5 protein-coding genes are annotated in these 12,445 nt (G+C 47.5%); all 5 read left to right on the forward strand.

Going from position 1 to position 12,445, the window contains the following annotated elements; genetic code table 11:
* Positions 1-23: 23 nt before the first annotated feature.
* The 5 genes from LL912_RS01645 (at position 24) to LL912_RS01665 (ending at position 12,408) form a co-directional block, all read left to right on the forward strand.
* On the forward strand, positions 24-2,438 hold the full coding sequence (locus LL912_RS01645) for an ABC transporter permease (protein WP_235551815.1): 2,415 nt from the start codon (positions 24-26) through the stop codon (positions 2,436-2,438).
* A gap of 116 nt (positions 2,439-2,554) precedes the next feature.
* A complete protein-coding gene (locus LL912_RS01650; protein ID WP_235551816.1) occupies positions 2,555-4,942 on the forward strand; it encodes an ABC transporter permease in 2,388 nt (795 codons plus the stop codon).
* An 81-nt stretch (positions 4,943-5,023) separates the two neighbouring features.
* Positions 5,024-7,408, forward strand: a complete 2,385-nt coding sequence (locus LL912_RS01655) for an ABC transporter permease (RefSeq protein WP_235551817.1) — start codon at positions 5,024-5,026, stop codon at positions 7,406-7,408.
* Positions 7,409-7,481: 73 nt separating this feature from the next.
* The gene (locus LL912_RS01660) at positions 7,482-9,881 is read left to right on the forward strand and encodes an ABC transporter permease (RefSeq protein ID WP_235551818.1); all 2,400 of its coding nucleotides are present in this window, start codon (positions 7,482-7,484) and stop codon (positions 9,879-9,881) included.
* 76 nt (positions 9,882-9,957) lie between these two features.
* Entirely contained in the window at positions 9,958-12,408 is a 2,451-nt protein-coding gene (locus LL912_RS01665; RefSeq protein WP_235551819.1) for an ABC transporter permease, read from the forward strand.
* Positions 12,409-12,445 lie beyond the last annotated feature (37 nt).

Consider the following 12,445-nt stretch of genomic DNA (forward strand, 5'->3'; position numbering starts at 1 on the left):
CTCTTTTTAAAAAAAGATAACAAATGTTCAAAAATTACTTCAAGATTGCCTGGCGGAATATTGTACAGAAAAAAATGTTTTCGCTGATCAATATTACGGGGCTGGCCATTGGTATGGCGGCGGCCTTACTGCTCTTTATTGTGGTGCGCTATGAGCTGAGCTATGATCGTAAGCAGCCGCAATACAACCAACTGTACCGGGTAGTTACCCGCGACCAGTTTTCAGACGGCATTACCTATAATCCGGGAGTACCCGTTCCGGCCCTGGAGCATTTAAGGACGCAGTTCCCCGGCCTGACCTTTGGCGCCATAAATGCTACCTATCAGAGTGCCGTTAATATTATAGATGAAAAGGGTGGCGAGAAGGCGTTTATTGAAAATACCGGCATCTTTTTTTGCGAGCCGCAGTTTTTTAACCTGTTCGAGACCGGTTGGGTCAACGGAAATGCAGCGGTACTGGATGCGCCGAATACCGTAGTGCTGAGCCGTTCCGTAGCAAAAAAGTACTTTGGGAATGAAGAAAACGGCCTGGGGAAAATGCTGAAGCTGGATCATAATATTCTTTTAAAGGTAGCGGGCATCATCGAAGATCCTGTGGCCAATACAGATTTTCCGCTGCAGGTGCTGATCTCCATGAAAACGATTAAACAGAATGCCGGGTTATATTACTATAATGAAAACTGCTGGGGATGCGTATCCAGTAATTTCCAGGTATATGTTCAAATCCCTCCAGGTGTTTCAGCAGCAACAGTAAATCAGCAACTGGAACGTTTCAGCAAAGAACAGTACAGCCGGGAAAACCGGGGCGGTTCCTCCATCAAGATGAACCTGCTGCAACCCCTTTCGGATCTGCATTTCAATTTGCAGTATGAAACCTTCGGTGATCATCGTATCTCCCGGGTTACGCTCGTTACCCTGTCACTCATCGCTGTGTTTATTTTGCTGATGGCCGGAATCAATTTCGTAAACCTCGCCACGGTGCAGGGCATTACAAGAGCCAAGGAGATGGGAGTTCGAAAGGTGCTGGGCGGCAACCGTAAACAGATCTTCTGGCAGATGATGGGCGAAACTGCGCTGCTGGTATTGATTGCCGTGGTTGCTGCGTTTTTACTGGCTTGGGCGGCCTTACCGCATATCCGGCATATTGCATCCATACAGGAACCGTTAACGTTGTTAAACGGTACCAACCTGGGCTTGCTGCTGTCAATAGGGCTGCTGGTAGCCTGTTTGTCCGGCCTGTATCCCGCGTTGATTCTTTCCGGCTTCAAACCCGCAGCCATATTTAATCAAAAAATAATAACATTAAAATCCGGGGGCGTTTCCGTAAGAAAAGTACTGGTCGTATTCCAGTTTGCCATTACACAGGTACTGATGGTAGGAACGATTGTTGCGGTTACACAGATGAACTTTGTACGGAAGGCTGATCTGGGCTTTAATAAGGAGGCCATCCTGTTGTTAAACGGCAGTACCGACAGCATCAGCCTGGCACGACAGGAGGCCTTTGCAGAAGCGTTAAGGAAACTGCCTGGCGTGCAGCAGTTTTCCTTTCAATCGGATGCTCCAACATCAGAAAATAATTCATCTACCAACTTTGCTTTTGACCATCGGCCAGATGAAAAGTTTCAGGTGCACCTGAAGTTTGCCGATACCGGTTATCTGAAAACCTATCAGATGTTGCTCCTGGCGGGCCGGAATTACAGCGCCAGCGATACCATTAAAGAAGGACTGATCAATGAAACACTGGCGAAGATGCTGGGAATAAGGGATGTGAAAGATGCAGTTGGTAAAACATTAAAAATTAGTGGTAATTGGCACCTGATTACCGGGGTGGTAAAAGATTTTAAAGCGAATTCATTAAAACGGGAAGTACAGCCCATGTTTATTTCCACCCAGAAAAGCCTTTACGGCCAGATAGGCATTAAGCTGCGCGCATCGGATCTGCAGGCTGCAAAAACACAGGTAGCGGAGGTCTGGAAACAGTATTACCCGGAATACGCGTATAATGCCGGTTTTCTGGACGAAAGCATTGAGCGGTTCTACCAGCAGGATGCCCAGCTGTCGCTGTTATATAAGATTTTTTCGGGTTTAGCGATTTTTATCGCCTGTCTGGGTCTCTATGGTCTGGTTTCTTTCATGGTGGTACAAAAAACAAAAGAAGTGGGCATTCGCAAGGTGTTGGGCGCTTCCGTTACGGGCCTTGTATTTATGCTTTCCAGGGAGTTCCTGCTGTTGATCGGTATTTCATTTTTACTGGCAGTTCCTGTCGCCTGGTATATGATGCAGGGCTGGTTAAACGATTTTGTGTACCGCATCCCGCTACATGCCGGCTTCTTTATCGCCGGGGCAGCCCTGGCGTTGGTCATTGCATTTTTGTCAGTAGCTTATAAGGCCTTCCGCGCAGCAATGGCCAGTCCTGTCAAAAGCCTGAGAACGGAATAAAAGTAGTGCTTACCGGTGAGTAGTAAGTGGCAGATCGCGGAGAACAACTAAGAACTGGTAACTGATCGCGGCTCGCTGACAACTGACAATTAATAACAAAACGTAAACCTGATACGATGCTTAAGAATTATTTAAAAACCGCATTACGGAATATACTGGGCAATAAATTTTATGCCGCCCTTAATGTAGGAGGGCTGACAATTGGTCTTGTGGTAGGCCTCCTTTTATTATTATGGGTACGGGATGAGTTAAGCTTCGATCGATTTCATAAAAATGAAAAGCAGATTTACCGGATAGGAATAGAAGGGGGCACCGGTATCAGTAAGCGGGTTTTTACCAGCATCATTCCACCGGTCGCTTTTTTTGCGAAGAAAGAATTGCCGGAAGTAGAGGACGGCGTAAGGATAATGAGTATCGGTGATGCGCCTTTTAAATATAAGGACAAGGTATTCATTGAAAGCAATTTTGCGTTTACGGATCCTTCCTATTTTTCGGTATTTGATTTCAACCTGATTCGTGGTGACCAGAGGAATCCTTTCCCTGATATCAATTCACTGGTGATCACCGAATCAACCGCCAGGCGTTATTTTGGAAATGAGGACCCCATCGGGAAGGTGGTTACAATGGGGCTGGATGAGCAATGTAAGGTAACGGGCGTGATCCGCGATTACCCGGCCAATTCATCGTTCCAGTACCATGTACTGTTGCCGATGAACCGGTTTAACGAGCTGAGCTATGTTAGGAAACAAACCTCCTACGACGGGAAAACAGTAGTGCCCTCAATGAATGCGGACTGGTCTTATTTTGGCTTTGCTACCTATTTGTTGCTGCGGCCCGGTGCCAGTGCTGCAGCACTCGAAAAAAAGCTGCAGGCGATCCACGAGCGCAATAAACCAGAGGACAAACCGGTTCCGTATGTTACGCAGCCTCTTGGTAAAATGCACTTGTACCAGATGGATGGTAATGACGGCGGCATTGATGCCGTTCGGATATTTGCAATTGTGGCAATCATGATCCTGGCAGTGGCATGCATGAATTATGTCAATTTATCAACTGCCCGCTCGATGTTGCGGGCAAAAGAAGTGGGGATGCGTAAGATCGTTGGCGCGGGGAGGGGACAATTATTGATGCAATTCGTCATTGAAACCCTGTTACTGTTTGCAATCGCAACCACCCTGGCACTGCTGCTGATATCCCTGCTGCTGCCTTATTTTAACCAGCTTTCAGGCAAACAGGTGGCATTCCGTTTGTCAGATCCTGGTATGGCATTCTGGATACTGATGGTGTTACTGGGCACTCTTGCGGCAGCCAGCATATATCCCGCATTGCTGCTTTCCTCTTTTAAACCCTTGCATGTGCTTAGAGGAAAAATTACCGCAACTATTGGAAAAAGCACCTTTAGAAGAGTATTGGTTGTGGTACAATTTTCCGTATCGATCGTTCTGATCATCGGTACCATGATCATTGGAAAGCAGCTTAGCTATATCCGGAACAAAAACCTGGGTTATGATAAGGCACATATCTTTTCGTTTGGTATGAGGCCGGATATGCAGCAGCACGCGGAGGCTGTTAAGCATGAACTGCTGAAGCAGAAAGCAATATTGGCAGTGGCGGGTGTAGGCAGAGATATGGTGGATGGTGGTTCTGCTACAGGCGATAACGACTGGGATGGGAAGCCGGCGAATTCAAATACCTGGTTCAGCCAGATATTTGCCGATGAACATACCATTGATTTTTTTAAAATGAAAGTCGTCGCTGGTAAGAATTTCACGGGTGCAGTTGCAGACAGTACGCATTTCCTGATCAACGAAACGGCGATGCGGGAAATGGGATTGAAGAATGCTATCGGAAAGCGGCTGCGCATTCAAACGGTTAACGGAACAATCATAGGAGTGGTAAAGGATTTTCATTTTTCGTCGGTGCATGCAAAGATAGAACCCGCCGTTTTTCAGTTTAAGCCGGCAAACTGTTGGAAACTGTATATAAAAACAACCGGCGCCGATGCCGCAAAAGCAATTGCTGCGGCACAAGCCGTTTGGAAGCAGTATAATAATGATATCCCCTTTCGGTATGCGTTTTTAGACGAAAGCTATAATAAACTTTATTTGAAAGAAGAGCAGCAGGAAATGATCTTTACATTGTTTGCCGCCGTTGCGGTGTTTATTTCCTGTCTTGGATTATTAGGCCTGGCAGCTTATACCGCACAGGTAAAAACCAAGGAGATCGGCATCCGGAAGGTATTGGGGGCCGGCGCCGTTGAAATTGTAAGATTGCTGGCAACAGAATTTGTGCTCCTGGTAATGGCTGCTAATATTATTGCAATACCGGTTGCCTGGTATGTGATGCGTGAATGGTTAAACGGTTTTGCCTATAGAACGGTAATGCCGTCCGGCGTTTTTGTTTTTGCCGGTGTATGTGCGGCGCTGGTGGCGATGGCAACCATCAGTTATCATGCATTAAAATCGGCAGTGTCCAATCCTGTAAAAGCGCTGCGAACAGAGTAATATTGGCAGCCGGAATAAACGGCCAAAGGGAATATCCATACTGCTGCAGGACCAACACCGATGACTTATAAATAAGAAACGATGCTCAGGAATTATATGACAACCGCCTGGCGGAATCTGACAAGAAATAAACTTTATTCAATCCTGAATATTTCCGGCCTGGCGATAGGTATGGCTGTTGCCATGCTGATCAGCTTTTGGGTGTGGGATGAGTTGCATTTTAACAGGTATCATCATAACCATGCAAAACTGGCACAGTTGATGCGTACCTATCGTGGTAACGACGGGGCGTTAACTACAGAGCAGGCCTCCTGCATACCGGTTGCAGCGGTTCTGCGCAATCAATACCGAGGTGATTTTAAAAATGTGGCTGCTGCTTCCTGGAATTTTGGTCATGTGCTCGCAGTGGCGGATAAAAGAATAGGCGCTTCAGGCCTTTGGGCAGAGGCGTCTTTTCCAGAGATGTTTTCTTTTAAAATGCGCGCCGGAAATATCAACGCGTTGAACGATCCTTCCGCTGTATTGCTCAGTGCCTCCCTGGCACAAAGCCTGTTTGGTAATGAAACGGCCATCGGGAAAACGATCCGGTTCGATAACAAGGATGATTTCAGGGTGGCGGGTGTATATGAAGACCTCCCCCGTAATACAACCTTTTATGAAACCAGGCTATTGCTGCCCTGGAAGAAATACATCACAACATCTGAATGGATCCGGAAGGCGGTTGCAGATTGGGACGAACAATCGTTCCAGGTGTTTGCAGAATTGGTTGAAGGGGCCGACATGAATGCCGTTTCCCGTAAAATAGAACAGGTGGTGATGGCGCACAAAGCTATTAAGAAGGAACAGGAACAGGCGGGGTTGTTTCCCATGGATCGCTGGCATTTGTACAGCGAATTTGAAAACGGAAGATCGGTTGGCGGCGCGATCCGGTTTGTGTATCTTTTTTCAGTGATTGGCGTCTTTGTGCTATTATTGGCGGGCATTAATTTTATGAATCTTTCCACGGCGCGCAGCGAGCAGCGCGCAAAAGAAGTAGGAGTCCGTAAAACGATTGGCTCCGGCAGGGTGCAGTTGATCCGCCAGTTTTTGGCAGAGTCTGTGCTGACGACTTTTTTTTCCTTCCTGCTTGCTGTTTTGCTGGTACTTTTGGCCATGCCCTTGTTTAATGCGCTGGCCGATAAGCAGCTCTTGTTTCCCCGGCATTCTATAGGGTTTTGGGTGGCTGCCGTGGGTTTTATGATGATTACGGGACTGGTGTCGGGGACGTATCCTGCGTTTTATCTGTCAAGGTTCCGACCCGTAAAAGTATTAAAGGGCCGGTTCATGGAGGGAAAGGCGGCCTCATTGCCACGCAAAGTGCTCGTTGTGCTTCAGTTCTCATTCTCCATAGCGCTGATCATTGGCAGTATGATCGTGTTTAAACAGATCCGGTATGCAAAGGACCGGCCCGTCAACTACCGGAAGGAGGGACTGATAACCGTACAGATGAACACCCCCGATCTTTACGGGCATTACGATGCATTGCGGAATGAATTACTGGCTACGGGCGCTGTGGCCAATATGGCCGCGTCTTCCAGTCCTACAATCGATGTGTTTAGTTTCAGCAACCGGTTTGAATGGAGCGGAAAAGCCCCGGATCTTTTGCCCACCTTTGGTATCATCGGGGTAACCGCTGATTTCGGAAGTACCATCGGCTGGAGCATAAAAGAGGGCCGGAATTTTTTTGGAAACGTTCCTGCCGATACCTTGTCGGTCATTCTTAATGAAGCCGCGGTAAAACAAATAGGCGGAACGGAACAGATGGTTGGCCGGGAGCTTCGTCATAATGACCGGGTATACACTGTCGTCGGAGTAGTTAAAGACATGGTGATGACATCGCCTTACGCACCGCCGGTACCTACTGTTTTTATGAACAACCCTGATTGGGCCAATGTGATTACTGTTGCCATAAAACAGGGTGCACCCTTGCACACGGCATTGGGTAAGATTGAAGCGGTCTTTAAGAAGTATAACCCTCATGCACCCTTCGATTATGCGTTTAATGACGAAATCTATGCCAGAAAGTTTGCGGTTGAACGGCGCATCGGACGGCTGTCTGCATTGTTTACCGCCCTGGCGGTATTTATTTCCTGCCTTGGGGTATTTGGACTGGCGGCTTTTACGGCAGAACAGCGCAAAAAAGAAGTGAGTCTGCGAAAAGTGATGGGCGCAAGTGTATACCAGCTTTGGCGCCTGTTGTCGGCAGAATTTTTCCTGCTGGTGCTTATTGCCTGTTTTATAGCCATTCCCTTTGCGTGGTATTACCTCCATCAGTGGTTGCAGCAGTACGCTTACCGGACTAATTTGCCTTTTTGGATATTTCTTTTGTCCGGTGCAGGAGCATTGTTGTTAACCATTTTTACGGTGAGTTTCCAGGCAATTAAAACAGCGCTGACGAGTCCGGCGAAAGCATTGCGGTCGGAGTAAAGGGCTGTCGATAGGCAATAGTGGATGGTGAATGGCGAATAGGGAATAGGATCCAAAACTTAAATGGCGATTAATGATAAAGAATTATTTTAAAACCGCCTGGCGGAATTTATGGCGCAACAAAGTGTTTACGGCCATTAATATTATTGGCCTTGCACTGGGTATCGGAGTAAGCCTTGTCATCATTCTTTTTGTGATGTATGAGCAAAGCTTTGATGATTTTCATACCCGGAATCTTTACCGGCTGAATGAAGTACAGAAACAGGAGGGGCTGGCTGCGTCCCAGAAAGTGCCTATATCGATGTTCCCGATGGCTTCCACGATGAAACAGGAGTTTCCGGAGATCGTTAATTTCACCCGGGTACGCCGGGCGGAAAAATACCAGGCTACCTATGGCGAAAAGCGCATGGACCTTCCAAGGGCATTTTTTGTGGATAGCGCTTTTCTTGACATGTTCAATTTTAAACTGCTCAGCGGCGACCGGCAACATGCTTTGCAACAGCCCCTAAGCGCTGTTATTACAGCATCTGCCGCCCGGAAGCTCTTCGGTTCTGAAAACCCCGTTGGGAAAAGGATCATGCATTATGGGGGCGACACGGCCAGCCTGATGGTTACCGGTGTGCTCCGGGATATACCCCGGAATTCGCATATGCAATTTGATCTGCTGATTTCTTTTGCTACAGACTACAAACAGCGGATGATGCGCAACTGGGGCGGCAACGGTTGGGTAACCTATTTTGAGCTGGCTCCACACACAGATATCCGGGCACTGGAACGTAAGTTTCCGGGGTATCTTAAAAAATATCTGGCAATGGAAGACCAATGGAAAAATTATGAACTCTTCCTCCTGCCGATAAAAGACATTCATGCCAGGACGGGAGATATCGTACTAGATTTGGTGAACTACCGGAAGTTTGACAAAAAATATACCGACCTGTTTTTTGTGATCGCACTGGTCATACTGGTTATCGCCTGCATCAATTTTATGAATCTTTCAACGGCGCGGTCTGCAGAGCGCGCGCGGGAAGTGGGGGTGCGTAAAACAGCGGGTGCCCGGCGCCTTCAGCTGGGATTGCAGTTTGTAGCCGAATCGGTATTGCTTTGCATGCTGGCGCTGCTGATTGCTGCAGCAGGAGTTGTGTTATTCCTGCCAAAGATCAACTTGCTGATTGACCGCGATCTTAGTCTACAGTTGTTGAATGGCTACACCTGGCTGGCACTTTTATCGGGAGCACTGCTGATTGGGATTATATCCGGATTGTATCCTGCCTTCTACTTATCATCCTTTGCACCGGTAAAAGTGCTCAAGGGATCGGTACAAACGGGAAGGAATAAACCGGCATTAAGGAATGTACTGGTGGTGATACAGTTTTCCAGCGCAGTTTTCCTTATTGTTACAACGATCTTTGCCGTGCGCCAGCTCAACTATATGCAGGAACGGGATCCGGGCTTCAACCGGGAACAGGTGCTTACTATTCGCCTGAATGGAATCACGTATAAAAAATACGATATACTGAAGGAAGAACTGCTGCGCAACAGCAATATCACCGGCGTTACGGGAGCCCAGGACCAGCTGGGAGGGCACCTGGATCAGTCGGGCGTTGGCTTTACCGCCCCCGGGGCGCCTGTGCGGACGATTTCTGCCACAAGACTGATTGTAGACCACGACTACCTGAATCTTTATAAGATTCCCCTGGTTGCCGGAACCAACTTTTCACCGGATCCCTCTTTAAGGGGAAGCGAATATATCATTAATGAAACGCTTGCCCGGGAGTTGATGAAAGAACTTCCACACGCGAAAATAAGTGATCTGCTGGGTAGTAAATTCGGATTCGATTCCCTGGGCAGGATTGTGGGAATCGCCCGGGATTTCAATTTTAATTCCCTGCATCATAAAATTGAAACCCTGTTTCTGTTCAATCAAAAAGATTTTGGTTTTAGTACGCTTTCAGTGAAGCTAAACGGCCGCCAGGCCCGGTCGGTAATGCCTTTCATTAAGTCGGTTTGGGAAAAGTATTGTCCGGATCAGACATTGGAGTACCAGTTCCTGGACGACCATTTTGCAGATTTATACCGGTCCGATAAACAGGTGAGTACGATCATTGCCATATTGGCAGCGCTTGCCATTGTCATTTCCTGCTTGGGATTGTTCGGCCTCGCCTTGTATGCGGCGGAAAGGCGAACAAAGGAAATCGGCATCCGGAAAGTGCTGGGCGCTTCCGTACGGGGCGTTGTAGCATTACTTTCTGCGGGATTTTTGAAGTATGTAGTAATCGCAATCCTGATTGCCTGTCCGCTGGCCTGGATCAGTGTACACAAATGGCTGGAAGGGTATGCCTACCGGATCGATATGGTCTGGTGGGTGTTTTTGCTGGCCGGGCTGCTGGCAGCAGGCATCGCGCTGATCACGATCGGTTTCCAGGTACTGCGCGCTGCAAAGGCCAACCCGGTGAAGGCATTGCGGTCGGAGTAGGGATGTCAATGGCGAATACTTAATAGGGAATGGGGCAATGAATGAAGGTATTATTTGAAACGTTAATAGTTGAACAATGATCAAAAGTTATTTCAAAACGGCCTGGCGCAGTATCCTGAAGCATAAGACTTTTTCAGGCATCAATGTACTGGGGCTGGCTATTGGCATCAGTGCTTCCCTGGTGATCTTTATGATCGTTTCCTATGAATTCGGATTCGATCGTTTTCAAAAGGACCGGGATCGCATTTACAGGGTTGTGTTGGGTGCAACATTTGGTGGCGGAACACAAGGTTTCAGTGCCGGTGTGCCGGCACCTCTTGGTAGTGCCATCGCAGAAGAAATGACCGGAGTGGAGCAGACGGTTCCCGTGTTTCAGTTCCAGGGCGATGCTTCCGCAGATGTGATGATCGGTAAAGACAAAGACGAGAAACTGCAGGTTTTTAAGAAGCAAAAAAATGTTGTTTTTACGAATAGTGATTATATGGGCCTGCTGGGATATCAGTGGATTGCCGGAAATGCTAAAGAGGCATTAAAAGATCCGTATGCCGTAGTGCTAACGGAAAGCAGGGGACGGCTGTACTTTCCCGGCATACCCGCACATTTGCTTGTTGGAAGACAGTTGCAATACAACGAGATCACGGCAACTGTAACGGGTATTGTAAAAGATCTGGATCAGTCTACGGATTTCAAGGCTAAAGAATTTATATCCCTACCAACTGTTGCGGTTACCGGTCTCAGGGACGACTTTATGATGAACGTTTGGGATGACTGGATGGCTTATTCACAGTTGTATATAAAGCTATCAAAGGGATATACAAAGGAGCAGGCCGCAGCCGCTGTGAATGCACTATTTAAGCGACACTATGACCCGGTGAAAAAGCCAGGGAGTACCATAACGCTGATGCTGCAGCCCCTGGCTGATATACACTTCAACAGCCAGTTTCAAAGCTTTGATTCCCGGTTGGCAAGCAAAACAACGCTTTACGGACTGTTGGCGGTTGCCGGGTTTCTGTTGATGATTGGGTGTATTAATTTTATAAATCTTTCTACTGCCCAGTCCTCGCAACGTGCGCGGGAAATTGGAATCCGTAAAACAATCGGTAGTTCCAGAATGCAGTTGGTTATGCAAGTGCTCAGCGAAATATTTTTGGTAACATTAATGGCTACGCTATTATCAGTGCTTTTAACGCCCTGGATCCTGAAACTGTTTGCGACGTACACGCCTGAGGGATTAACAACAGACTTTTTATACCATTGGCCGGTGATGCTTTTTTTGCTGGCACTAACCCTATTCATCAGCCTGGCTTCGGGCATTTACCCCGCACTGATCCTATGTAGCTATAAACCGGTATTGGTTTTAAAGAATTCGGTTGCTGTTGCGGCTCAGTCTAGACATGTTTGGATAAGAAAAATGCTTACCGTGGGGCAGTTTGTAATTGCTCAGTTTTTTGTGATCGCAACCCTGATGGTGGGGAAGCAGATCCGGTATTCGACACATGTCGACATGGGCTTCAATAAAGATGCGATTCTAACGTTTAATATCCCGCGGGATAGCCTGAATGCACACAGGGCTGTATTGATCCATCGGATAAAAGAGGTCCCCGGTGTGCAGTCGGTAAGTTCGGGCTTTTTCTCACCTGCGGATGCGGGTGCTGCTTTTGTAAATGTTTCCTATAACAACGGTAAGGAGACGGTCCATCCTCAGGCCCAGATCCGGTGGGGCGACACCGCCTATTTAAAAATATATGACCTGAAACTGGCTGCAGGAAGAAATGTTTCTGCAAATGACTCTGTAAATGAGTTTCTGGTAAATGAAACATTTACCCGGGAGATGGGTTTTCAACGTCCGGAACAGGCACTTGGCACTTACCTGAGATGGAATGATAAAGAATCGGTACCGGTTGTAGGCGTTATAAGAGATTTTCATGATATGTCGTTGAAATCTCGGATCAGTCCGATGGTATTTAAAAACGGAACTGGTTCCACTTTTCATGTGCGGCTTGAGCCGGCAAATGTGGGAATGCCGTGGGCTGCGACTGTTTCGAAGATACGGGGGGTATACAGGCAGCTATACCCTGAGGAACCTTTTAAATATTCGTTTGTGGATGATATGGTTGCCGGTTTTTATAAAAATGAGCGGGCTACGGAAGGGTTGTTGAAATGGGCTACGGCCCTCACTATAGCAATCAGTTGTCTGGGTTTGTTGGGACTGGTTATTTATACTACGAATAGCCGTACCAAAGAGATCGGGGTGCGTAAGGTATTGGGAGCGCCGGTAAAACAGATCGTAACGCTTTTGTCTAAGGAATTCATAGTACTGGTGGCGCTGGCTTTTTTAATTGCGGCGCCAATTGCTTGGTGGGCGGCTTATAAATGGCTGCAGAACTACGCATACAAAACAACGATGAGTTGGTGGGTATTTGCGTTGAGCGGGTTGCTGATGTTGATACTGGCAGCGGTAACACTCAGTATACGAACAGTACGCGCTGCAAGGGCCAACCCGGTGAAGGCATTGCGTTCGGAGTAGGGATGTCAATAGCGAATAGGCGATGGCGAATACTTAA

It is taken from the genome of Niabella agricola, from assembly GCF_021538615.1.
GTDB lineage: Bacteria > Bacteroidota > Bacteroidia > Chitinophagales > Chitinophagaceae > Niabella > Niabella agricola.

What these genes read in the sequence shown, in the direction of transcription:
- LL912_RS01645 (WP_235551815.1), top strand. Translation starts at nt 24, where the DNA reads ATGTTCAAAAATTACTTCAAGATTGCCTGGCGGAATATTGTACAGAAA.
- LL912_RS01650 (WP_235551816.1), top strand. Translation starts at nt 2,555, where the DNA reads ATGCTTAAGAATTATTTAAAAACCGCATTACGGAATATACTGGGCAAT.
- LL912_RS01655 (WP_235551817.1), top strand. Translation starts at nt 5,024, where the DNA reads ATGCTCAGGAATTATATGACAACCGCCTGGCGGAATCTGACAAGAAAT.
- LL912_RS01660 (WP_235551818.1), top strand. Translation starts at nt 7,482, where the DNA reads ATGATAAAGAATTATTTTAAAACCGCCTGGCGGAATTTATGGCGCAAC.
- LL912_RS01665 (WP_235551819.1), top strand. Translation starts at nt 9,958, where the DNA reads ATGATCAAAAGTTATTTCAAAACGGCCTGGCGCAGTATCCTGAAGCAT.